The organism is Paenibacillus sp. FSL K6-1217, from assembly GCF_045040735.1.
Lineage (GTDB): Bacteria > Bacillota > Bacilli > Paenibacillales > Paenibacillaceae > Paenibacillus_AQ.
The window spans coordinates 3,303,384-3,327,550 of sequence record NZ_CP150271.1; the positions used below are offsets into that span (position 1 = coordinate 3,303,384).

General features: G+C 52.5%; 22 protein-coding genes. 7 read left to right on the forward strand and 15 right to left on the reverse strand.

What is annotated here, in order from left to right; translation table 11 throughout:
* Positions 1-7: 7 nt before the first annotated feature.
* The 4 genes from lepA to gpr form a co-directional block, all read right to left on the reverse strand.
* A complete protein-coding gene (gene lepA, locus MHH28_RS14590) occupies positions 8-1,819 on the reverse strand; it encodes a translation elongation factor 4 (RefSeq protein WP_405116056.1) in 1,812 nt (603 codons plus the stop codon).
* A gap of 228 nt (positions 1,820-2,047) precedes the next feature.
* Complete coding sequence (locus tag MHH28_RS14595; protein WP_405116058.1) at positions 2,048-2,566, reverse strand: hypothetical protein; 519 nt, start codon at positions 2,564-2,566, stop codon at positions 2,048-2,050.
* A gap of 30 nt (positions 2,567-2,596) precedes the next feature.
* The gene (locus MHH28_RS14600; protein ID WP_405116060.1) at positions 2,597-3,970 is read right to left on the reverse strand and encodes a stage II sporulation protein P; all 1,374 of its coding nucleotides are present in this window, start codon (positions 3,968-3,970) and stop codon (positions 2,597-2,599) included.
* Positions 3,971-4,165: 195 nt separating this feature from the next.
* On the reverse strand, positions 4,166-5,176 hold the full coding sequence (gene gpr, locus MHH28_RS14605; protein WP_405116062.1) for a GPR endopeptidase: 1,011 nt from the start codon (positions 5,174-5,176) through the stop codon (positions 4,166-4,168).
* A 179-nt stretch (positions 5,177-5,355) separates the two neighbouring features.
* On the opposite strand from gpr, the gene rpsT reads away from it, so the two are divergent.
* Positions 5,356-5,628: a 30S ribosomal protein S20 gene (rpsT, locus tag MHH28_RS14610; RefSeq protein WP_036690458.1), complete on the forward strand. Its 273-nt coding sequence runs from the start codon at positions 5,356-5,358 to the stop codon at positions 5,626-5,628.
* 181 nt (positions 5,629-5,809) lie between these two features.
* On the opposite strand, the gene holA is transcribed toward rpsT, so the two are convergent.
* The 5 genes from holA to MHH28_RS14635 form a co-directional block, all read right to left on the reverse strand.
* A complete protein-coding gene (gene holA, locus MHH28_RS14615; protein WP_405116064.1) occupies positions 5,810-6,829 on the reverse strand; it encodes a DNA polymerase III subunit delta in 1,020 nt (339 codons plus the stop codon).
* A gap of 308 nt (positions 6,830-7,137) precedes the next feature.
* Positions 7,138-8,421 (reverse strand): zf-HC2 domain-containing protein, encoded by a 1,284-nt coding sequence (locus MHH28_RS14620; protein WP_405116066.1) that lies wholly within the window; start codon positions 8,419-8,421, stop codon positions 7,138-7,140.
* On the reverse strand, positions 8,418-8,969 hold the full coding sequence (locus MHH28_RS14625; protein ID WP_036690462.1) for an RNA polymerase sigma factor: 552 nt from the start codon (positions 8,967-8,969) through the stop codon (positions 8,418-8,420). The genes MHH28_RS14620 and MHH28_RS14625 overlap by 4 nt, the downstream gene beginning before the upstream one ends.
* 290 nt (positions 8,970-9,259) lie before the next feature.
* Complete coding sequence (locus tag MHH28_RS14630) at positions 9,260-9,520, reverse strand: hypothetical protein (RefSeq protein WP_405116068.1); 261 nt, start codon at positions 9,518-9,520, stop codon at positions 9,260-9,262.
* Between the two features lie 214 nt (positions 9,521-9,734).
* Positions 9,735-10,376, reverse strand: a complete 642-nt coding sequence (locus MHH28_RS14635; protein ID WP_405116070.1) for a bifunctional 2-keto-4-hydroxyglutarate aldolase/2-keto-3-deoxy-6-phosphogluconate aldolase — start codon at positions 10,374-10,376, stop codon at positions 9,735-9,737.
* A gap of 368 nt (positions 10,377-10,744) precedes the next feature.
* Here MHH28_RS14635 and MHH28_RS14640 point away from each other — a divergent pair, with 368 nt between their 5' ends.
* Positions 10,745-11,698: a sugar kinase gene (locus MHH28_RS14640; RefSeq protein WP_405116072.1), complete on the forward strand. Its 954-nt coding sequence runs from the start codon at positions 10,745-10,747 to the stop codon at positions 11,696-11,698.
* Between the two features lie 558 nt (positions 11,699-12,256).
* On the opposite strand, the gene MHH28_RS14645 is transcribed toward MHH28_RS14640, so the two are convergent.
* The 4 genes from MHH28_RS14645 to MHH28_RS14660 all read right to left on the reverse strand — a co-directional run bounded on the left by MHH28_RS14645 (position 12,257) and on the right by MHH28_RS14660 (position 16,008).
* Positions 12,257-13,282, reverse strand: coding sequence for a LacI family DNA-binding transcriptional regulator (locus tag MHH28_RS14645; RefSeq protein ID WP_405116074.1), 1,026 nt, complete (start codon positions 13,280-13,282; stop codon positions 12,257-12,259).
* Between the two features lie 599 nt (positions 13,283-13,881).
* Positions 13,882-15,045 carry a hypothetical protein gene (locus MHH28_RS14650; RefSeq protein WP_405116076.1) on the reverse strand — a complete coding sequence of 388 codons (1,164 nt, stop codon included), beginning with the start codon at positions 15,043-15,045 and terminating at the stop codon, positions 13,882-13,884.
* On the reverse strand, positions 15,042-15,578 hold the full coding sequence (locus MHH28_RS14655; protein WP_405116078.1) for an RNA polymerase sigma factor: 537 nt from the start codon (positions 15,576-15,578) through the stop codon (positions 15,042-15,044). The genes MHH28_RS14650 and MHH28_RS14655 overlap by 4 nt, the downstream gene beginning before the upstream one ends.
* A 175-nt stretch (positions 15,579-15,753) precedes the next feature.
* On the reverse strand, positions 15,754-16,008 hold the full coding sequence (locus MHH28_RS14660) for a hypothetical protein (RefSeq protein WP_405116080.1): 255 nt from the start codon (positions 16,006-16,008) through the stop codon (positions 15,754-15,756).
* A gap of 172 nt (positions 16,009-16,180) precedes the next feature.
* Here MHH28_RS14660 and nrdI point away from each other — a divergent pair, with 172 nt between their 5' ends.
* The 5 genes from nrdI to MHH28_RS14685 all read left to right on the forward strand — a co-directional run bounded on the left by nrdI (position 16,181) and on the right by MHH28_RS14685 (position 22,432).
* Positions 16,181-16,540, forward strand: a complete 360-nt coding sequence (nrdI, locus tag MHH28_RS14665; RefSeq protein WP_405116081.1) for a class Ib ribonucleoside-diphosphate reductase assembly flavoprotein NrdI — start codon at positions 16,181-16,183, stop codon at positions 16,538-16,540.
* Positions 16,527-18,611 (forward strand): class 1b ribonucleoside-diphosphate reductase subunit alpha, encoded by a 2,085-nt coding sequence (nrdE, locus tag MHH28_RS14670; protein WP_405116083.1) that lies wholly within the window; start codon positions 16,527-16,529, stop codon positions 18,609-18,611. The genes nrdI and nrdE overlap by 14 nt, the downstream gene beginning before the upstream one ends.
* A 37-nt stretch (positions 18,612-18,648) precedes the next feature.
* A complete protein-coding gene (gene nrdF / locus MHH28_RS14675) occupies positions 18,649-19,608 on the forward strand; it encodes a class 1b ribonucleoside-diphosphate reductase subunit beta (RefSeq protein WP_405116085.1) in 960 nt (319 codons plus the stop codon).
* 760 nt (positions 19,609-20,368) lie between these two features.
* Positions 20,369-21,509, forward strand: a protein-coding gene (locus MHH28_RS14680; RefSeq protein ID WP_405116087.1) for an IS630 family transposase whose coding sequence is annotated in 2 segments (ribosomal slippage) — positions 20,369-20,808 and positions 20,807-21,509 — 1,143 coding nt in all. Because the reading frame shifts where the segments join, the coding sequence is not laid out codon by codon here.
* A gap of 143 nt (positions 21,510-21,652) precedes the next feature.
* On the forward strand, positions 21,653-22,432 hold the full coding sequence (locus MHH28_RS14685) for an alpha/beta fold hydrolase (RefSeq protein ID WP_405116089.1): 780 nt from the start codon (positions 21,653-21,655) through the stop codon (positions 22,430-22,432).
* A gap of 35 nt (positions 22,433-22,467) precedes the next feature.
* Here MHH28_RS14685 and MHH28_RS14690 read toward each other — a convergent pair whose 3' ends face one another.
* Complete coding sequence (locus MHH28_RS14690; RefSeq protein WP_405116091.1) at positions 22,468-23,226, reverse strand: ABC transporter permease; 759 nt, start codon at positions 23,224-23,226, stop codon at positions 22,468-22,470.
* On the reverse strand, positions 23,219-24,145 hold the full coding sequence (locus MHH28_RS14695) for an ABC transporter ATP-binding protein (protein ID WP_405116093.1): 927 nt from the start codon (positions 24,143-24,145) through the stop codon (positions 23,219-23,221). Before MHH28_RS14695 ends, MHH28_RS14690 begins: the two co-directional genes overlap by 8 nt.
* Between the last annotated feature and the right edge of the window lie 22 nt (positions 24,146-24,167).

Below are 24,167 nucleotides of genomic sequence, written 5' to 3' on the forward strand. Positions count from 1 at the left end.
TATCCTGCTACTCAATCTGAAGCACGGCCATGAACGCTTCCTGCGGCACCTCGACGCTGCCGACCTGCTTCATGCGCTTCTTCCCTTCCTTCTGCTTCTCCAGCAGCTTCCGCTTACGCGAGATATCGCCGCCGTAGCATTTGGCGAGTACGTTCTTGCGCATCGCCTTAACGGTCTCGCGTGCGACCACCTTTGTGCCGACGGAGGCCTGGATCGGCACCTCGAACATCTGGCGCGGGATGATGCCGCGCAGCTTCTCACAGATGACCCGGCCGCGGTTATACGCGCGGTCACGGTGAACGATGAAGGACAATGCATCGACCTGCTCATTATTCAGCAGGATATCCATCTTGACCAGGTTGGACTGGCGGTAACCGGAAATCTCGTAATCATAGGACGCATAACCCTTCGTGCCGGATTTCAGCTGGTCGAAGAAGTCGTAGACGATCTCGGACAGCGGAATCTCATACGTAATTGTTACCCGGTTGGTATCCAGATACTCCATATTGACGAATTCACCGCGTTTGTTCTGGCATAGCTCCATTACAGTACCCACGAAGTCGTTAGGTACAATGATTCCAGCTTTGACATACGGTTCTTCTATGAAGTCAATCGTCCCGATCTCCGGGTAATGTGACGGATTGTCGATCTGAATGGTCTCTCCGTTCGTCAGCTTAATGCGGTAAATAACGCTCGGCGCCGTAGTAATCAGCGGCAGATTGAACTCGCGCTCGATCCGCTCCTGAATAATCTCCATGTGCAGCAGTCCCAGGAAGCCGCAACGGAAGCCGAAGCCCAGGGCACTGGAGCTTTCCGGCTCGAAGCTAAGGGAAGCATCATTCAATTGCAGCTTCTCCAGCGCTTCACGAAGATCATTATAATCCGAAGTCTCAATCGGATAGAGACCGCAGTAGACCATCGGATTAATCCGGCGGTAGCCCGGCAGCGGCTCAGCGGTCGGATGCTTGGCATCCGTCACCGTATCCCCGACACGGGTGTCGCCTACGTGCTTGATTCCGGCCACAATGAAGCCGACATCGCCGATGTTCAGCTCAGGCACGATAGTCATGCGCGGCATGAAGGCACCAACCTCGATCACCTCGAAGGTTTTGTCGGTGGCCATCATCTTAATCTTGGAACCGGCACGAATGCTGCCGTCCATTACACGAACATAGACGATAACGCCCTTATAAGGGTCATAATGGGAGTCGAAGATCAGCGCCTTAAGCGGTTCCTCCGAGCTGCCTGTCGGCGCCGGAACCTGCTTCACGACCTGCTCCAGAATCTCCTTGATGCCGATGCCTGCCTTGGCGGAAGCCAGCACGGCTTCACTGGCATCCAGCCCGATGACATCTTCGATCTCCTGCTTCACGCGTTCGGCGTCAGCATTAGGAAGATCGATTTTGTTGAGTACCGGAAGAATCTCCAGATTGTTGTCGAGCGCCAGATACACGTTAGCCAGCGTCTGGGCCTCAATCCCCTGCGCCGCATCCACTACCAGCAGTGCGCCTTCACAGGCCGCGAGACTGCGGGATACCTCATAGGTGAAGTCGACATGCCCTGGTGTATCAATCAGATTCAGATAATAATCCTGTCCGTCATCGGCACGGTACGTCAGGCGTACGGCCTGCAGCTTGATGGTGATGCCGCGCTCACGCTCCAGGTCCATCTGATCCAGAACCTGCTCCTGCATCTCACGCGTAGTAAGCGCACCCGTATACTCCAGAATGCGGTCAGCCAGTGTCGATTTGCCATGGTCTATATGTGCAATAATCGAGAAATTGCGAATTTGTTGTTGTCGTTTCTGAACGTCCGTCATGCCTTACCCCCACAAATAGCCTAATGTTAATCCACTCATTATAACAGTACGGGCTTCGCCCATCAATCCCGCCAGCCGCTGGAAAAGAAAGAAACCGCCTTGATCCTTTGCAATCACAGGCTGATTTCCCCAATAATTACAAAAAAAAACGGCTGCGGGCGTACAGAAGCCTCAGCCGTTTATGTCCTGAACCCCATTCCAGCCCGGGAAACTCCCGGCCGTTCCTGCTCACTCCTCCGTGGAGTCGAAGAGTGAGACCACCCAGCGGATGCCCTTCTGCGAGGCCTGCTGGAGCAGGCCGGCAGTCTTATCCGCCAGCACATCAACCGTCCTCTTCTGCTCCTCCGGGATCAGAATCTGCTCGGGACTGAGCGCAGTGTAGTCCTTCACCTCCTGCTGGGGGAGACTGCCCGTGCCGCCAGCCGTCTGTCCCTGTGTGCCTGCAACCGGCTGCTGCACCGGCAGCGCAGTGTAGGCACCCGTTACAGGATCAATAGTCACGGGGACATACACATAAGCCTGCCCGCCAGGAGCCTTACCGGCAGCCGGAACGTATGCAGTCCCCGCCGTGTCGGCCGCACCGGCCGGAAGCTGCCTGCCGGCCACACTGCTCCCGGCAGGCTTGCTCCAGTCCGGCAGTATGCCGGAGAATCCCGAACCGCCACTGCCGCCGAACTGCAGGCCGACCAGCAGCCCCACGCCCGCCCATATTCCGACTACCACCAGCTTTTTACCGAACCGTGTCATATGCTCCGCTCCTTTTCAACTATAATCGCTTCAGGAAGCCCCGCCTGCCGGTGTCTTCGCGTCTCCGGACGGAACACCGCCCTGATCAGGTGCGGCCGCCTTCTCTGCATCCCGGCTGCTCCAATACACATCGGCAATCGCATCTGCCAGAAGTTCTGCGGTCCGCTTCAGCTCATCGGCGCTGTTGTCAATACCGCCTACCTCGATCAGTACACTGTTCGGGGACAACGTCTGGTTATACTCCCCATTATTCCCGTTTCCGGATGATTTCCCCCATATGCCGCGTGAAATTCCAGGATAATTTTTCTCCAGTAACTGATGGATTTTATTGGCGAAGGCCTCGTTTTGTTTCCAATTCTTATTCGCATGACCCAAAATGAAATATACCTGGGCATAATTTTTCCCGTTAATGACAGCCGTGGTCTTGCCGTGCCGCTGGGAATCGCGGTGGATGTCGATCAGCTCACTCATCTCCTGATTAGAGGCCATGGCCGATTTCACCGTCATACGTGAATATTTATAGGAGAAGTTCCAGTTGTAGCCCGGCACCTCTGTAGCATAGTCCTCCTTGGCATGGATCGTCCCGATCCCGCGTTCTTCCAGTCTCTTGGCAATATAGGAGCCTACCAGCATCACATTCTTGGAAGGAACAGCCGAGCTGGGATTGTCGCTCTGTGCGCCAAGCAGCGGATTATACGCCTCTCGGGGATGAGAATGGTAGACCAGAATACGCTTGACCCCGGTATCTCCCGTTCCGTTCTCGGCATCTCCGCTCCCGGAGTAGCCCTCGTCTCCCTCCGTACCAGCCGGGTCTGGAACTGGCGAAGCCTCAGGCTGCACCGCACCTTCTCCCGGGCTGTCATGGCCATTGCCAGCCTCTGTACCGGTTCCTGAATCCGGCAGGGTTCCCGGATCATCTCCTGTTCCCGGCTCTTCCCCGGCAGCCAGCTCATCTCCTCCGGGATGATAATCCGCTGGCGCCCCTGTACTCCCTCCTGAGCCTTGCCGCAGCAGGAAGGGATCATCGGCAGCAAGTCCGGGCATCTCACGCGAGACCAGGCTCTTGGGATCACCGGGATCGACACTAGTAAGCAGCCGGAATACGAAGGAGGTCACCTTGTCTCCGGAGAAGGCCGAAGGCTCCTCGCCCTTCGGCAGATGCGGAACCTCCATGCCCAGCAGCTCCATGAAGAATCCGCTGGAGAGCGATGCGGCGAGGCCTTTCATGGAAGGAATAGGCGAGGAGTTCAGCTTCTGTCCGGCCAATCCGCCGGCTCCGAGCAGCATGAATAGCACAAGTGAACCTCCGGCCAGCAGCAGCATCGTCCTTCCCAGCGACAGAATATCCATCAGCCGTCCGCGCAGCCGCCCTATATTCCATAGCTGAAACCATTTTCTGTTCATGATTGTTATGTCCTCCTCTAAGCCCTCTGTAATCTCTCATACTCCAAATCTATGAGCAGAAGGGTTATGCTAGAACCACAGAATGAGAGATAGCAGGGAACATAGATAGAGAATCTAAGGGACAACACATGCCAAGAAGCCCGCAACCGGCTCTGCCTTGCGGCAGACGGTGCGGGCCGGGAATAAGCGACAAGATCAGTGAGTGTAAGCTCCGACATTGCCCGGATCTACCGCTTCATGCAGCGCAGCATTCAGTCCGCTCGCCACAATGTTCGCGATCTCCTCAATGAATTCATCGATCTCTTTGGGGGTAACAATCAGATCATGGCCCAGCGGCTCAAGTACTTCCTTCACAAGTGCAAGACGCTCCTGCTCGGAGATATCGTCAAGCAGCCCCATAATCTCTTTGGTATGGGCGCCGCCGTCAGCCATCTGCCCGAAATGGGTCCGCATCATCTCCAGCACATTATTGACGATGGTGGAGGCATAGCAGACTGTAGGGACACCGATGGCGATGCAGGGAACGCCAAGCACTTCTTTGGTCAGCCCCCTGCGCTTGTTCCCGATCCCTGAGCCGGGGTGAATGCCGATATCGGCAATCTGAATGGTCGTGTTGATTCTCTCCAATGAACGGGAGGCCAGCGCATCAATGGCTATAATGACATCCGGGCTGGTGCGGTCCACAATCCCCTGCACGACTTCGCTGGATTCAATCCCCGTCAGACCAAGCACTCCGGGAGCGATTGCGCTGACATTCCGGTAACCCGGCGAGATCTGGTCGGGTACCAGCTCATAGAACTGGCGGGTAATCAGCGAATTCTCAACGACCAACGGACCTAGCGAGTCAGGCGTCACATTCCAGTTGCCGAGTCCCACGATAAGGATCTTGGAATCGCGGTCAATACCGATTTTATCCAGGAAGTGTTCGAATTCCCGGGCAAACACTATAGAGACCTTCTGCTGCAGGCCGGTGTCCCCGCCACGCAGTCCAGGCACCTCCAGGGTCACATAATTGCCGACAGCCCGTCCAATCGCCTGAGAACCGGCAAGATCTGCTACAGCAAGTCTTGTGACCTTGATGCCATCTGCTTCTTCCACTTCCTCATTGACACCGGGGATCGGCGCATTGGCGTGCCGCTCTGCCATTTCCTTCGCTTCCACCGCCAAGTCCGTACGTACCGAATACAGCTGAAGATCCAGTTCCATTCTTAGTTCAGCCTCCTTTTGCATATTGCTGATAGTGTGCGAGAGAAAGCCCCCGTTTATACAAACCGCTGCGCGGAATTCCAAAGCTTTTTATGTTGCTTTTTGCTACCCTTCATGCTAAACTATTTTAAGTTGTGAATCATTTGTTGATTTCGAATGTCTTTCAGGAGGTGAATGCAATGCCAAATATCAAATCCGCGGTAAAACGCGTCAAGACGATCGAGAAACGTCGTGCACTGAACGCTTCCCAGAAGTCCGCGCTTCGTACAGCTGTGAAAACTGCTGATGTAGCAGTGACAGGTACGGAAGTAGAAGTTGCTCAGGCAGCTTTCCAAGCGGCTTCCAAAAAGCTGGACAAGGCTGTAACTAAAGGTCTGGTTCATAAAAATGCGGCTGCCCGCAAAAAATCCCGCTTGGCTAAGAAATTGAACGCTCTCAAGGCTCAAGCCTAAGCCAAGGGCGACAATCATAACGAGCACATGAAGAACCTGACCGCTATGCTGCATACGGTTAGGTTTTTTTATGCTTGTTATGTTCATTCATTGAATTCTGCCGGACAATCAAAGAGCCTGCCCGCCCGTATATCACGGGATGGACAGGCTCTTTGATTAATTACATGAGCTGCCGCCTGGTTCAGGCTCCAAGACGCAGCATGAACATCTCCAGGCCCAGCACCTTATCGACAGCCCCCGTCTTCATCTGATAATCCAGATCGGCCAGAATACTCAGGATCTGCCGCAGCCGCTGGCTCCCGAACTTATGGGCCTGCTCTCCGGCCAGCTTCACTGCATACGGATGCAGTCCGAGCTGGGAGGCAATCTGTCCCTGCGAATAGCTGTGGGCTGACAGATCCTTGACCTGCAGGATGATTCTGAACTGCCGGGCAATCAGCGAGGCGATCTTAATCGGCTCCTCCCGCTGCTTGAGCAGCTCATAGAGCGTATTCAGCGCCTTGTCCAGGCGCAGATTCGCAATATCCTCCACTAATGTGAAGATGTTCTGCTCAGTCCCCCGGTGGACCAGACTCTCTACCGCTGCCGCATCCACCCGCCCGCCGGTACCAGCGAACAGACACAGCTTGTCCATCTCCGCAGACAGGCCCTGGAGCCCGGTTCCGCTGCTTGCGATCAGCACCTCCGCCGTACCCGGTGCAAGCGTACAGCCGCGCTCACGGAAGCCCTTCTCGACCCAGCGCAGCAGTTCCTCCGCTCCCAAAGGGTTGAAGGCCAGCACAGTGCCGGAGGCCTTGATGCTTTTGACGATTTTTTTACGTTCATCCAGCTTGTCGCCGTTCACCATAAATACAATCACACTGAATTCGGCAGGGTGCTGCATATATTCACTCAGCATCTCCACATTATGCTCCAGCTTGGCCTTCTCCTTGCCTGCCGTGAACAGGGCAGCATCCCGCACCAGCAGGAGCTTGCGTTCGACCATGAACGGAACCGTCTCCGCCTCTTCAATGACTGCCTGAACCGGAGTTTCGGAGAGATCGAACGGGATCACCGCGAAATCACGGTCTTCCTTGGGAATCAGGTGTTCCTCCAGCATGGCCGCGAATTCATTCATCCGGAACTTCTCACTGCCATACAGCAGGTACAGCGGAGAGACCTTTCCTTGCTTGATGTCTTTGGCAGCCGTTTTGGCATCCATCCCGCCACTTCCTTTTCCATTTTCTTGCCGGTCGGTATCCAACCCAATACATTCGTACATTTTAACAAAAAAACGGCTGAAAACATAGGCATCTTTCTCACCTTGTCCTGCTCCAGAGCACAGCAAAAACGGAGCAGCCCCGGCACCAAGGCCAAAGTCGCTCCGTTTCAGCGGCGCATCTATATAAACGACGGAGGGAGCAGCTCTAGAAACTCTCCCGGCCGCCGGTCATACCGATGATACTTGCAAAGCCTGTAATTCCTGTCCTCTTGCCTTAGCATATTCCGCAGGCCTGAGGAACGTTCCGGTTATTTATCGGACGTTGCCGCGTCCGGGCTTATAGCCGGGGTGGGGACGGATGAAGCAGAAGCTGAAGGAGAGACACTAGCTGCCGGTGAGGCGCTGGACGCTGGTGAGGCGGCAGGTGCCTGAGAGGCAGATGGAGCAGGTGTTGCGCTCTCGGCCGGAACCGTGTATACCTCCGTTGTCTGCGTACCGTCCTCAAGCTGTAGCACATAAGTGAACTGGGTGCCGTCTTCCGACCACACCCCGGAGACCCAGTTCCCCTCCAAAGGAAGCGAAGCCAATGCTGTCCGTTGTTGTTCTTCTCCCTCTGCGGCTAGACTGTAAATTACAACCTGCTGGCCGGTCAGCTCAGCCATATGCTGCCCGTCCGGTGAAGTCCACGAGGACTCCGCAGCCATCAGCATGGCCCCTGCCTCGTTAGGGGCTGGAGTCGGTGCCGTCCGTACATCCGCCGCAGCCGGATTATCGTCCACCGCACTCTGTTGTGTCGGTGTACTCGATTTCATGCTCTGGGTATCTGCTGACCGGCCATCCGCTTTCTTGGTGCTCTTGGGGCGGTCCGCCGGAGGCGCAGTAGCGGTGCGCTTGCTGGGCGGAGCTTCGCTTACCGCAGGCTCCGTGCCTGTATCCGAACCGCCGCCAGCTGCGGCCGGTTGATCCGCACGCTCAGTGGGAGCAGGCGGTGCAGATTTCAAATTATTGTCTGCCGTTTCACTAGGGGTAGCCTGTTCCATTAATTGGAGTTCACTGCCGCTGCTGTTATCGCCGCTGTTACTCTGTCCGTCTGCCTGCGGGGCGTCCGCACTATTCTCCGTACTCACGCTGGAATTCGCCGCTCCACTGCTCATTAAATTGGATGACATATCCATATCTGCACCTGGCAGGCTCTTCGGCATATTGAATACGGCGATGAGCAGAATTACAGCTGCCGCCGCAGCACCAATGCCTGTCCGCGCAGCCAGTGAAGCGCCCTTGGACTTCTTGCCCCGGGTATTAGAACGGGAGAAGGGAATAACCTTCGGATCTTCCGGCTCCATAACCGCAGGCTCTTCCGGGACACCTCGGTCCAGTTGTTCAAGCTGAGGCAGGATAGAGTCAACCAGACTGAAGGGGGGCTTCACATCCGGAAGCTGCTCCAGCTGCTCGGAGAGCAGTGTCAGCCGGTCCAAGACTTCCGCGCAGGAAGGGCAATCGTCGATATGACGGAACATTTCAAGCATTTCTTCCTGACTGAGATCATGATCCAAATAGCGGTGCATCCATTCCATCACCTCCGCGCATTTCATCCTGACACACCACCTTTCTGATACTCCTGAAGTCTATTCTGCAGCTGCTGCCGTGCCCGGAACAGGTACGATTTCACCGTGTTCAGAGGCAGATCCAGACAGTCTGCAATCTCGTTGTAAGAAAAATCCTGTAAATAACGAAGCACGATTACCGTCCGGTGATGCTCCGGAAGCTGGTCGATGGCCTCACGGATATCCTCCGCCAGATAACCCGACATCACTTCGCGCTCTACGTTATGTTTTTTATCCTGGAACACCATTTCGTGTTCATCGATAGAAACGGTAGGCTTCGTTCTCCGGAATTTGTCAATACATATGTTGGTAACTATCCGCTGAACCCATGTTTTGAACTGCGCCTTCTCCTCATAGGAGCCGATCTTGGTATACACCCGGATCAACGCTTCCTGGGAGGCATCCAGAGCATCCTGTTCATTATGCAGAATGTAGAAGGCCGTCTTATATACATGCCCTTCAATTTCGCGCAATAGGGTGATTAGAGCGTCGCGATCGCCCGCTTGAGCGGCTCTGATGAGTCCCTGCTCCACCACGAAGGTTCCCCCTCTCTATGCAATCTTACTGACGCGCAAGACTGCGAATTTGTTGCAAGCCTGTAATGATTATTTTAAAAGATAAAAACTGTATGCTTCGCGCATAAATGTTGCTTATCTTTCCCGCTGAAACGGTATCGTCCTAAAAAACGGACGGCAAAGCCGTTTCTACTTGTAGTCCGCAATCCCTACTAAGCATACAAGGGATGCTGCAATCATTCAAATACTCTTTTATTGAAGAAGGTTACAGAAATGACATGAGAAGCAGACCGTCCCGTACAAGGCTTACGCTACGACGGAGACGGCTCCTCCAGTATATATAATGTAGTTGCACACACCAGGAGCACAGCATAATTCTCCCTGCCATCATCATCAAGCACATATACTTCTCCCTGTTCAAAAAGTTGCGGATGATTATAGTTACGGTACAGTCTATACATGGCTCCCGCCGTCACCCTGCAGCCGTGCACTGCGGTCCGGATCTCCGCATAATCGGCTTCTTCCACTATCAGTGTCGGGTACAGCTTGCTGCGAAAATCGTCGCCAGTCATGGCATCACCTTTCCGGTATACCTCTCAATGTCCGCAGGCGCTTAGGGCACTCTGCCTCTATTATAAGTATTGCCCTGAACCGCAGCAATTCCATTCTTTAGGCGTATCTAACTGTAACAAAAAATGCCCTGCCCCATAGAGGCAAGACATTTCGGGTTGTATGAATGGTTATAAAAGTCTCCGGTTCCGCGAACGGCTCAGCCTGACTTCCTTATTACCGGCCTTGGATCTCTTTGAACTTCGCTACATACTGTGCAGCCAGCTCCGTAATCTGGTCATAACGGCCTTCCTTGGCCGGTGCGGTCAGGTTGCCGCCGATGCCGACAGCGATGCAGCCGTTCTTGATCCATTTCTCCATATTGTTCAGATCCACGCCGCCGGTAGGCATAATGTTCACATGCGGCATAGGCCCCTTAACCGCCTTAACATAGTCCGGCCCGAACGCACTGCCAGGGAACAGCTTCAGCACATCCACGCCCAGCTTCAGGGCTTCCTTCATCTCATTCAGCGTCATGCAGCCCGGCATGTAAGGAATGCCATACAGATTACACATCTTGGCGGTATCCTCTTCAAAAGACGGGCTGACCACAAACTCCGAGCCTGCCAGAATAGCAATTCTTGCCGTCAGCGGGTCAAGCACGGTACCGGCACCAATCACAGCGCGGCCCCCATATTCGGCAACCAGGCGCTTAATCGCTACTTCGGCTCCCGGAGTCGTGAAGGTAACTTCAATATTGTTCAGTCCGCCCTCGATACAAGCTACCGACATGGCATAAGCATCATCGGCATTATCCGCACGGATAACAGCTACTACGCCAACAGAGGTGATATTCTGCAATACTTTGATTTTCTTCATGGTTGTTACTTCCTCTCTGGTTATATTCGATAAGAATATTTATTTAGATAAATTAATTTATCTAATTTACTAACAACAGGCTTTATCCATCTAAGAAAATAGTAATAACATTGCCGCCAACAGTCAATATATATTTATTCAGACAGCGGTAACAATCTTATATTATTCGCACCAAAGCCTTATGTATCAAGGATCAAATAATCCTCTCACCTGCCCCTGCAACAAAATAAGCCTGCTGAATGAGCATTGCTATATTGTACAAAACCGTTTTATGTGATAATTTCAACTTATATTCTATCCCACACCTTAATCAAGGACTCAATTATACGCTTGGCCTATGCTATCAAAACTTTTAGGAGGAACTATTCATGAACAAACAGCTGGATGCAGTCACATTCGGGGAGCCGATGGCCATGTTCTACGCCAATGAAGCGGGCCCTTTGCATGAGGCCACTTCCTTCTCCAAGGCGCTGGCAGGTGCGGAGAGCAATGTCGCCACCGGATTATCCCGCCTGGAGCATCTGACCGGTTATGTGACCAAGCTTGGCGAAGACAACTTCGGCCAATTCATCACCTCGGCACTGAACAAGGAGAAGATCGATACCGCGAGCATTACAACGACCAAGGAATTCTCCACCGGCATGCTGATCAAATCTAAGGTACTGACCGGAGATCCCAAGGTAGAATATTTCCGTAAAAATTCCGCCGCCTCCAAGCTGAGCCTGGCCGACTTCAATGAGGACTACTTCGCTTCCGCAGGCCACCTGCATGTGACCAGCATCTCTTCTGCACTCTCTGCTTCCTGTCACGAGTTCTCGCTGCATGCCATGGAATTCATGAAGCAGCGCGGCGCTACCGTCTCGCTTGACCCGAATCTGCGCCCAACCCTGTGGCCGGACACCGAAACTATGGTTAGTACAATTAACGATCTGGCGACCCGCTGCGACTGGTTCCTGCCTGGACACGGAGAAGGCAAAATCCTCACCGGCCTTGAGACCCCGGAAGAGATTGCCGGGTACTATCTGGAGCTCGGCGTATCCCTTGTAGTAATCAAGCTCGGTCCTGAGGGTGCTTACTATAAGACCTCTGCTGGCGAAGAGGGGTATGTGGACGGCTTCAAGGTCGAGCAGGTGGTGGATACAGTCGGCGCCGGAGACGGCTTCGCGGTTGGGGTGATCAGCGCCATGCTGGAGAAGCTCAGCGTAGCGGAAGCCGTGAAGCGCGGCAATGCGATCGGCGCACTCGCCGTAATGTCGCCTGGCGATATGGACGGACTGCCCACCCGTGCCCGGCTGGAGGAGTTCATGAGCGCAGGCTTATAGCCAATGAGCCGGTGCTCTGCTGGCGGCAGCGCCAGGCTTCAGCATGAACACACATTAGACAGCAAAAAGGGTGTCCCCGAGCCGGCAGACGGCTGGGACACCCTTTTGCATATGTAGCGAGAGAGAGGTGTGGCTGGATTACAGTGTGATACGGCATGGTTATGGCTCAGTTACAGCTCAGTTACGATAAGTCAGTTTCATCCGAGCATTGTTCCTGCGGACCGGCAAGTCGTCATTCCAGCAGTTCGCGCGGCAAAGTACATAGTCTTGCTGAATGTACATAATCCTGCTCTCAGACTATAGAATTACGGACCGGAGAGCCGTTATTTGGGCAATTGCTGCACTATAGCAAGCCTAACGGACTCAGATGACGTTAAGCCGCACTTTTCGCGCCATCCAGCGCCCTAAATAGCAATTTAACGGCTCCTGAGTCCGTAAAACTTACAAAACCCTTCTTTTCCGCACAATAACAGCCCCTGGTTCCGTAAAGCCGTGGATACCTTAGCAGATTTCCTATCTGCTGTCACCACGATGGACCTTTCGCCGCCCCGCCCTGCCTTATTCCCGCTTAGCCGGCGGCTGCACCGAATCGCCCTGCTGCAAGGAAGGCGGGAATCTATAGGTGATGGGCATCGCGCTGTCTGCCTCGTTGATTAATGAGAGCATAATCTTCGCTGCCTGCATTCCCATCTCATAGGCGGGCTGGCGGATCGTTGTAATATCCGGGTTATAGATACGCGCGAATTCCGCATCATCAATGCCGATCACCGACAGTTGGCCGGGGATGGAGATGGCATTGCGGTTCGCATATTTAAGAATCTCGCCCAGCACCAGATCATTGGCGGCAAGCAGCGCTGTCGGCGGCTCGGGCAGCTGTAACAACTCGTCCAGTGCGGAAGCGATATCTTCGCGTGACACACTGCGCATATACGAATCAAGCAGCGGCAGACCGGCTTCCTCCATCGCTTTTTTGTAACCGCTCATTCTCTCTTTGCGCGGGGTGATCGCATGTACGCCAAGCGGGAGGGACAGAATAGCAATCGCTTCATGGCCGTGGCCGGTCAGCTCCCGGATGGCGGTCTTCACCGCCATTTCATTATCCAGCAGCAGACTCTGGGTGGTAATCCCGTCCACCAGCCGATCCATGAAGACCAGCGGATATTCCGCTTCAATTAATTTGGTGTAAGGCGCGGGCTGATCCCCGGCCGGGAAAATAATCAGGCCATCCACCTGACGGGCAACCAGCGTCTCCACATAGGTATTCTCCTTGTCCGCATTCTCATCAGAGTTGCAGATAATTACCTGGATTCCGTGGCGCTGCAGCTCATTCTCAATGGCCCGGATACACTGAATGGACAGTGAATAATCGATATTGGCCACAATAATGCCAACCATGTGCGTGCGGTTCTGCTTGAGACTGCGGGCAAGTCCGTTGGGCTGGTAGTTCAGCTCGTCAATAACCTCGGCAATGCGGTTTCTGGTCGCCTCACTCATATATTTGTACCGTTTATTCAAAAATTGCGAGACTGTGCTTTTTGATACGCCCGCTTTCTGGGCCACATCCTCAATAGTCAGCTTCTTCATTGATCCCGCTCCACTCTTCGATATCGAACTCCAGCAGTAAACACAAACCAGGTTTACTTAGAGATATTATCAAAAAGTATAGCTTTTTTTTAGTAAATTATCTACATGAACTGAACTGGTGGTACAGAAAAAGAAAATATAGGGTGTCGGAGGTGAGACAAAGTATGGCATTGGAAGACAGGCGTTGATGCACATCGGGTTATAGCCGGTTTATAGGAGTGAATATTGCCGATACACTAAATGACTTGGCCAGCACAAAGGTAACGGACTGAGATGCGCTTGTTTTCCCAAAAAGCAGCATTTCACCCATTTTGCGGACTCCAGTGCTCTTATTCACTGTAACTCGCCCGAAACAGACCCGTTAGGAAGACAATAAGGTCCCCACAGTCCGCAAAAGCGGGCAATTGTGTCAAATCAAGAAAATAAGAGATTTACAGTCCGCAAGAGCCAGAGGGAGCACATAAATCGGAGAACCCCCTGCATTCCAAGGAGTTCCTCTTAACCGATTTAACTTATCAACATTAACAAAGTTGCTTTTATACTTCCGCATTCCCTGGCCAACACCATTTCACCAATGGTCCTGTACTGTACCCCACTGCTCAGTTTTTTATTGTAGTTGCATCAATCTTTTCACCGTATTCCTCATACCACCAGTCATAGAACCATTGCTCGCCCGACTTCATATCAACCTCTGTACTCCGCTGCTCTCCATTAACTTCGTAGTGGACTATGGTCGCAGGATCTTTAGAATCTACAGTAAGCTCTCCATAATGGAGTTTGGAAGGTACTTCTACATTTTCTGTGGTGATCTCACCCGAAAGTACCTGGGCACTGCCAGTTGCAATATCATACAGCTTATTATGCTGGATGTAACCGTCCTTTCCATCATTGGTATAGTAAACAACCAGAAGCTCTGCTTTTTCGGAATTAAAAGCCATGAAGGACTTATAGACTTGATACGCTTCATCTATGATTAGTAATTCTCGGGGAACAGGAATCTTCCCCTCGCCAGCCTGTCTGACATCCATCACAAACAGCTTAGCTCCTGACCTTTTCTGATTCTCTCCAATTTTATAGCTGCCGCTGGAATACAAAAGATAATCTCCAACTCCAAATAAACCACCCAGCGCCAAATATGACTGCGCACCTCCTGCATACAAAGGAAAGACATACAACCGCTGTGCTGAATCCGCAGATAGCTCTGCATGCCCTTTTGGAGTCAAATAAAGAGTATATGGCTCTGTATTGTGTGTGTATTTAGGCTTTAGGTAGTCAACCATTGGCGGCGGAGGCGACCAGACGATTCCGGCGGAAGTCTCAACAGCCATTGCAGCACTCTTATTACGGTCTAGCGGTAGGGGCATATAATACTTAAGCCCGCCTAGTTCAAACTCTGCCGAGATCATGTACAGACCCAGGCCTTGCGGAGACGCCGAAGGCTGAACCACAGCCGCTCCCGAGCTAGGCTTAAAGACCGCTGCCAGCCTCCCCGCCGGATCAAGCCCCGCCCCCGGACCATACGGCCAGATCAGCGCGCCGAACAGCAGCACTGCTGCCAGGCCGCCAAGGACGGCTATGCGGCTGAAGCGGCGGCGTCCGCTTTTATCCGCAGAGGATTCATGGGCGGCCCGTTCAATCCGCTCCATAAGCTGCGGCGTGAAGCCTGGCTCTGCAAGCGGGTTCCGCCCGGCTTGCCTGTACCAGTCCTTCTCCCCGCTCATCACCTTCACATGCTCATGCTCATGCTCATGTCTTGTTCTCACAGGTCTCCCTCCTTCATCGCTGCTCTCACTTTCAGTCTGGCCCGGCCGAGCCGGGATTTGACTGTCCCCTGGGCGATTCCAAGCAGTACGGACATCTCAGCAACCGGCAGATCCTGCTGAATATCCAGCACGAGCACCTCTCTGTACTTGTCCGGCAGCTCCATAATGATCTCCCAGATGCGGTTCGCATATTGATTGCCGATCGCCTCTTTCTCCGCAGACAGGGCTGCCCGGGTATCCTCGTGTTTGCCGAGCGGAACGAATCTCCGCCAGAAGCTGCGCTGCCTTAGGCTGAACGCGGTGTTGCGGGTGATGGTCAGCAGCCAGGTTTTCAGGGTGGACTCCCCCCGGTACTTGCCTATACTCTTGTATGCCTTAAGGAATACCTCCTGGCTGATATCACTGGCCTGCTCCCGGCTGCGGGTTAAGAAAAAAGCATAATTCCACACGTCCTGGCCGTAGGTCTCCATCATCTCACGAAGTGATACCGAGGCGGCACAGGTCATGCTATACGTTAGTTCTTTACTCTGCATGTTCTCTCCCCTCTCACCTAATAAGACTCCTGCCGGCGGATATGGTTCCCTGTTATTGTAAAATTGAATATGCGGATTGCACTTTCTGCAATAGAATTGCCGATATTTGCCGTTAATCTCCATTCTATTGTATTTCCTGCATTAGAATTTGAAGAATCTGCTCCATTAGCCCCTGTTAGCTGAAATCAAGTGTACAAAATACAACAGATCTGATTCCCCCCAAAATTGGAGCAGCATCTAATGTACGAAGTGCAATCAAAACTCCATCCGCCGACGGCAGAGCGCTTTCAAATTTTATAGCCGTTTCCCCTTCCCGCGAGCCCCCATCTGTACCATTCCTCCCCCCTGCAAAATACTTAAAATAAAGTCTAATAAATTCTAAGAGAATAGAATGCAGGCGGGGCGTGGGATTGGAGGTTTTACCCTTCATTTTGGGCAGCTGCAAGAGCCTGTGGGTCTATTGACTTTTCAATATATGGTATATAAAATGATTAAGCATTACTAAATATAGTGTATATAATAGCAAAGCCCATAAATCTAGTGAAATCACCCATCTTCATTTGTCAAGTAGAAAGGGCTAACGTTATAGGAGGTTAGAGACCATGCTGATTGCTTACGATTCCAAGACCGGCAACGTTAAAAGATTCATCAATAAGCTGAAGCTTCCGGCTGTTCAAATCGAAGAGCATATGACGATCGACGAGCCTTATGTGCTTGTTACATACACCACCGGATTTGGACAGATTCCAGAGAAGGTGGCAACGTTCCTTGAGCGGAACCACTCCAGGCTGAAGGGCATCGCCGCGAGCGGCAACAAAAACTGGGGTGAGCTATACGCGCACAGCGCAGACTTAATTGCACAGCGTTACAACGTACCGGTGGTCGGCAAGTTTGAATTGTCGGGAACATTTGGTGATGTACAGCGCATAAAACAGGAGGTGGACCGGGTTGCGGCATATTGAACTGAACAACATGTTGATGAAGAGAGACGAAAGCGGCTTTTTCCAATTGGATAAGGACCAGGAGGCGGTAGCTGAGTTCATGCGGGATGTGGAGCGGCGCAGCCTGACCTTCACGGATACCAAAGCCAAGATTGATTACATGATTGCCAATGATTACTACGAGGACCTGTACGACCGTTACTCCGCTGCTGAGATGGAGGATGTCTACCGGATCGCCCATGACTATAATTTCCGCTTCCCTTCCTATATGGCGGCTTCCAAGTTCTATACCGACTATGCCGTCAAAAGCAATGACCGTAAGCAGTACCTGGAGCATTACCCGGACCGCGTAGCGGTAGTGGCCCTGCATCTGGGACGCGGCAACGTGGAGACTGCCCGTACACTGGCCCGCTCGATGATGGAACAGCGCCTGCAGCCGGCGACACCAACCTTCCTCAATGCCGGCAAAAGCCGCCGCGGCGAGATGGTCTCCTGCTTCCTGCTGGAGATGGACGATTCGCTGAATTCGATCAACTATGTGCTGAACACCTGCATGCAGCTGTCGAAAATCGGGGGCGGGGTCGCCGTCAATCTGTCCAAGCTGCGCTCGCGCGGCGAGACGATTAAGGGTGTCGAGGATGCGGCCAAAGGCATCATGCCTGTCCTGAAGCTCATGGAAGACGGCTTCTCCTATGCGGACCAGATGGGCCAGCGTAAGGGATCGGGTGCGGCTTATTATAATATTTTTGGCTGGGATGTACTGGAGTTCCTGGACAGCAAGAAGATTAACGCCGATGAACGGACACGCCTGAAGACGTTGTCTATCGGTCTGATCGTGCCTAACCGCTTCTACAAGCTCGCACAGGATAATCAGCCGCTGCATGTGTTCGCTCCTTATACGGTCTATCAGGCATATGGTACGCACCTGGATGACATGGATCTGGACGTCATGTATGATACCCTGCTTGCCGATCCGCGCGTGAAGAAAAAGATCGCCATGAGCGCACGCGACATGCTGACCAAGATTGCCATGATCCAGCTTGAATCGGGATATCCGTATATTATGAACAAGAGCAACGCCAACGCTGCTCATGCCCTGCGGGGTGTGGGCCAGATCAAGATGTCCAACCTGTGCACCGAGATTTTCCAGCTGCAGGAGACTTCGGAGATTAACGACTACGGACAGCAGGACGAGATCCGCCGCGATATCAGCTGCAACCTGGCTTCCCTGAACATCGTGAATGTGATGGAGCACGGCAAGATCCGTGAATCGGTACATGAGGGCATGCTGGCACTGACGGCTGTCAGCGATATGACTACCGTCTCCAACGCTCCGGGCGTGGCTAAGGCGAACAAGGAAATGCATTCCGTGGGCCTGGGCGTGATGAACCTGCACGGATATTTTGCCAAGAATAAGGTGGCGTATGAGAGTGAGCAGGCCCGTGATTTCGCGCGTACCTTCTTCATGACGATGAACTACCACTCGATTGAGAAAAGTATGGAGATTGCCGCTGAGACAGGCGAGACCTTCTATGGATTCGAGCAGTCCGACTACGCCAGCGGCGTCTATTTCGAGCGTTATCTGACTACGGACTACCGTCCGGTTACGGCAAAAGCGCAGGAACTGTTCGAAGGGATCTACATTCCTACTACAGAAGACTGGAAGCAGCTGCGTGAGAAGGTTATGAAGCACGGCCTGTACCATGCCTACCGTCTGGCGATTGCGCCGACCGCGAGCATCTCGTACATCCAGAATGCCACTTCGAGCGTTATGCCGATTGTAGAGCAGATCGAGACCCGCACGTATGCCAACTCGACCACCTACTATCCGATGCCTTACCTGCGTCCGGACAATGTGTTCTATTATAAATCCGCCTACCAGATGGACCAGTTCAAGGTGATTGATCTGATTGCGGAGATTCAGCCCCATATCGACCAGGGCATCTCGACGGTCCTGCATGTGAACAGTGATGTCACAACCCGTGAGCTGGCCCGCTCTTACCTGTATGCGGCGCATAAAGGGCTGAAATCCCTGTACTACACCCGGACCAATAAACTGTCTGTCGAGGAATGCCTGTCCTGCTCCATCTAAGAGCGGGCACGGGTACAGAAAGGGAGAATATACAATTATGAGCGCAATCCAAGCCGTGAACTGGAACCGTCCCGACGACGATTTCTCGCTGATGTTCTGGAACCAGAATATTATGCAGTTCTGGACCGACGACGAAATTCCATTATCCGATGACAAAATGTCCTGGCTCACGCTGAGTGAGATTGAAAAGGACTCCTATATGAAGGTGCTGGGCGGATTGACCCTGCTGGATACGATCCAGGGCGGCGTAGGCATGCCGCAGATTATGGAGCATGTGGACGGTTTGCAGCGCAAGGCGGTCCTCGGCTTCATGGGCATGATGGAGCAGATCCATGCGAAGTCTTACAGCAGTATTTTTACCACACTGGCTTCAACGGAAGAGATTGACGGGATTTTCCGCTGGGTGGAGGACAATACGTTCCTGCAGTTCAAGGCGGAGACGATCTCGGAATATTATCAAAAGATTGAAACCAAGAAGGACCTCTATCTGGCGATGTCCGCATCGGTTCTGCTCGAGAGCTACCTGTTCTATAGCGGTTTCTTCTACCCGCTCTATCTGGCCGGACAAGGCAAAATGACCTGCAGCGGAGAGATCATCGACCTGATCCTGCGCGATGAGAGCATCCACGGCGTCTATGTCGGCGTGCTGGCCCAGGAGATTTTCGAGGAGCTCTCTGAAGAAGACCAGAGCGATGTCTACCAGACCCTGGTCGGCCTGCTGCGTCTGCTCCACGCGAACGAGGAGCAATACACCGAGCAGATCTACGCTCCGATTGGTCTCGTTGAGGAAGTGAAGACGTTCCTCCGCTACAATGCCAACAAGGCAATGATGAACCTCGGCCATGACCCGCTGTTCGACGAAGAAGAGATTAACCCGATCGTGCAGAACGGGATCAGCACGCACACGAAGCAGCATGACTTCTTCTCGAAGAAGGGTAATGGTTATGTGCGGGCGATGAATGTTGAGCCTTTGCGGGATGAGGATTTTCAGTTTTAAGTGGGTAGATTGAACTTGTACATTCCGATTTCGGGATAGTCGTGGCTCCAGAGAAGTTTTGGACTTCCGGCCGCTGTTAGGTTTGGATTTCCTGATTTTAAACCGCTATTCGCGGTAGAAATCCAAACCAAGCATATGCTTCCGATACGAGCTTTCCTTCGGAAAGCTTTCAGGCGGACGCTACGCTCCTACAGTTCCAAAATTCCCTTCCACCACTCCTCCCAAAAATTTGCTTACCAAGTTCAATCTATTTGATGGTATGTAGAATAAGCCCCCGGCAGCTTGCATAAGCTGCCGGGCTTTTTTTGTAAGATGCATCCAAGCTAGTAGAGTATCAGGTTTAAACGAGTGAGAATTACTTTAACTAATTGCTTGCTGAGGGTTTACCGCGCCCCGATTAGGGTGCAAGGGGTAGGCTTAATTGCAATTTGTACAACTAAATCGCCATATGTGCCGCCGAATCTCTGTTTAGCTGTATTTCGTGCAATTAAAATGCCTCTATACCTGGATTTTCGCCCATGCGGGCAAATGTAGTTGCACAGAATACAATTAGAAGAGGAAGTCCATCCGTTTCGCTGTTTTTAGTTGCACAGAATACACTTATCCCTGTTTTTTCACTACGAACGCAGCTTCATACCTTACCGCATTTATGGAATGAAATCACTTATTTCATTCTGATGGTCTACTAGTAGAGTATCAGATTTAAAATAGTTAAAATATGGTGAATGTGATATAGTCGAGATAAAAAGAGGTGTCGACTATGAGAAACCGTGAATATACCGTTTGCTTAACCGCAAATCAGCAGAATGAATTACTGGAGATTTGCTCGAAAGGTAAGGTGGCCGCACGATCTCTTCGGCGAGCCCAAATTCTGTTGTGGGCAGATGAGAATCGACTGGACGGAAAACTTACAGATGTAGAAATTGCCAAGCAGCTACACATCCATACGAACACCGTATATCTGGTGCGCAAGTCCTTTGCAGTGAACGGAATGCAGGCGGCACTTGAACGAAAAAAGAGACTGACCCCGCCGAATCCTCCAAAGGTTACTGGCGAATTGGAGGCGAAAATCATCGCACTCAGTTGCAGTACACCCCCAGCCGGAAGAAGTCGGTGGACCCTTCGACTGTTGGCAGATAAGACCGTAGAACTGGGGTATATTGACAGCATTTCGTACGACACGGTGGATCGGATTTTAAAAAAACGAACTCAAACCCCATCTTCGTAAATGTTGGTGTATTCCGCCTAAGCAGAATGCGGCGTTTGTAGCAGCCATGGAAGATGTGCTAGAGGTCTACCATTTGCCCTACGATAGAGAATGTCCTGTCATTTGCATGGATGAAAAACCCTTCCAACTGCTGGATGACGTGCGAAACCCCATTCCGATGAAACCAGCCAAGCCACTGAGAGAAGATTCAGAATACGTACGCCATGGAACCTGTAGTATCTTTATTTTCACAGAACCGCTTGCAGGCTGGCGGCATGTCAGCGTTCGTCCACGACGTACCAAAATCGAATGGGCGGAGCAAGTTCGGGAACTTTTGGACGTTCATTACCCGAGCGCACCGACCCTTCGTTTGGTGATGGACAATTTAAACACACATTCCATTGCCTCGTTATATGAAGCTTTTGAACCCGAGACGGCGTTACGTCTAGCCAAACGACTCGAGATCCACTACACACCTAAACATGGCAGCTGGCTAAACATTGCTGAAATTGAGCTGAGCGTCATGACAAGCCAATGTTTAGACAGACGGATTCCCTCTATGGAAGAGCTAGCCAGCGAACTAACCGAATGGGAATCGACTCGAAACGCTGTTCAAAAAGGAGTGGATTGGCAATTCACTACGGAAGATGCACGAGCCAAACTCAAAAGGTTATATCCACAATTTAAAGGCTGATGCGGTACTAGAGCTCCACTTTTCGCTGAAACGGTACCGTCCCCAAAAGAAAGGCAAAGCCGACACTACTTGTGAGACCATATGGGTGTTGGGACGTAGGAGTAGGGAAGGTTCATTCATTTTAGAGGAATGAGGTGTGCGGAGTGGCTATACATATTCAGGAGTATGGAGACCCGGATGGGGGTTGTCTGATGGTCTTCCTGCATGGCGGCGGCGTGAGCGGGTGGATGTGGGATAAGCAGGCGGCTGCATTCGCCCGCTATCATTGTCTGGTCCCGGACCTGCCCGGGCACGGGTTCAGCCGGGACGATATGGAGTTCACAATCCGCAGCAGCGCGGAGGAACTCTTATCCATTATGGAAGATCAGGCGAAGGGGCGAAAGATCATCGTTACCGGCTTCTCGCTGGGTGCACAGGTGCTAACTCAAATGCTGGGCATGAGGCCGGAGCTGATCGACTATGCCATCATCAACAGTGCGTTGGTGCGCCCGATCCCCTCCGCCCGCAGGCTGATCGGACCGGCCGTCAGACTCTCTTTTCCGCTGATCAGGTACAGATGGTTCGCCAAGCTACAGGCCAAGACGCTCTATCTGGGCGAGGAGTACCTGGAGCGTTATGTTGAAGAGAGCCGGCAGATGGAGCTGAAGACGCTGATCCGGGTGCTGGAAGAGAATATGTCGTTCCGCATTCCAGCCGGGTTCAGTGAAGCCGCAGGCAAGATACTGGTTACTGTAGGTGAACGTGAGAAATCTGTCATGAAGCAATCCGCCCGGGATCTTGTGGCTGCGAATCCCCGCTCCATGGGCGTAGTGCTTCCCCGGATTGGACATGGAGTCCCGCTGGCGAAGCCGGAGCTGTTCAATGAGCTGCTCAAGGCCTGGATACAGGGCGGTGATCTGCCGGGGGAATGCAGAAGAATCTGATCCGGGTGCCGCCGACGTGAAGATTACTCCACTCCCTAGTTCAGATCTTCCTTGATTTTGTAGCGGACAGCAAAATAACTTAGGAATAGAATCGCCGCAACAGCCACTCCGAACGTGTGAATCAGGTCAGCCGTGCTGCCTAAATCCTTCACACTGACAATGGTGTTGATCAGCAGATATTTCGTCAGGTGAACGCCCGTGAGCTGATTCTCCAGCGCTGCCAGTACCATCCCGATCACATTCAGGGCCAGAACGAAGCTGGCGCTTAAGCTGACGAGCAGGTTCTTAGTCATCATAGCAAGGCAGAGAATCAGCAGCGAGAACGCCCAGTGCAGCAGGAATTGGCTGATCAGCAGAGTAACGAGCGTGCCTAAATCCCCCATATCCGTCTGGTCAAAAAACAGCCTTCTCCCGATCCCATCGGCAATCAGCAGCGTCAGGAACATCATGGCCACGAAAAGAGCGAGAATCACCATTTTGGACAAGACAGAGTAGATTCTTGCCTGCCGCATGGAGATATAATTCTTGTGGAAGCCGGAATTCCATTCGCTCATATAGAAATAGATCGTGAACACCGCGATATAGATCAGCATCCAGGAAGGCGGCTGCGAGATGGTATGCTGGATGAATTCGCTCTCGGTTAAGCTGAGCATCGGACGGCCCTCCACCGGCTGCTCGTATTGCTTCATCATGAAGATGCCAAAGATCTGAAAGGCACAGAACAAAAGCAGCAGCAGGTACATAATCTTGTTCCGCGTGAAGCGGTACAGGTCCATTTTGAACAGGTTAATCATGGCGTTCACCTGCACTTTCCGTGCGCTCCAGGAAATATTGCTCCAGGCTCTGCTTATGCCTTGCGATGGAATCGATCATGATTCCCTGCTGCGCCAGCACCTGGACGATCTGCCGGATGTGGATATGCCCGTCGTATACATACACCGTCCGACTGTCCACCACCTTATATTTCGTAATGCTCAGCTCGCGCTCCAGCACCGGAAGGACCTCGCGGGCTTCCTCTACCTCCAGTTCAATCCTTTCCTCACAACGCTGCTGCAATTGTTCCTTCGAGATTACCTCGACGAATTCTCCCTGATGGATGATGGCATACTTGGTGGCGATCTTCGATAGCTCCTCCAGAATATGGCTGGAGATCAGAATGGTCAGGCCCGCTGCGTTCAGCTCCAGGATGAGCTCCCGAATCTCCACAATCCCCTGCGGATCAAGCCCGTTAATCGGCTCATCCAGAATCAGCACATCTGGACTGCCCAGCAAGGCCACCGCGATTCCCAGCCGCTGCTTCATGCCCATGGAATAGCTTTTGACCTTGTCGGTATTTTTAGGGTCCAGGCCTACAAGCTTCAACAGCTTCCCGATCGTTAACTCCCTGTCACTTAGACCATATGCGATGGCGAGCAGCTTCAGGTTCTCATAGGCCGAGACGTTCGGATATAGCCCGGGATTCTCAATCAGCACGCCCATCCGCTCGAAAAAAGACTGGTCCCCCGCCGCTGCACGGTTGAAGAAATGCAGCTCCCCCGAGGTCGGATACACCTGTCCGCTAATCATCTTGAGCAGCGTGGATTTGCCCGCACCGTTCTTCCCGATGATGCCGACAATCTCCCCTCTGTAGATTTTGAGATTGGCACTGCGCACCGCCGCTTTCGATTTGTACATCTTGGTTAGTCCGCTTAGTTCAATGATGCAATCTGTCATATCTGCCACCTCCTTACCCTAA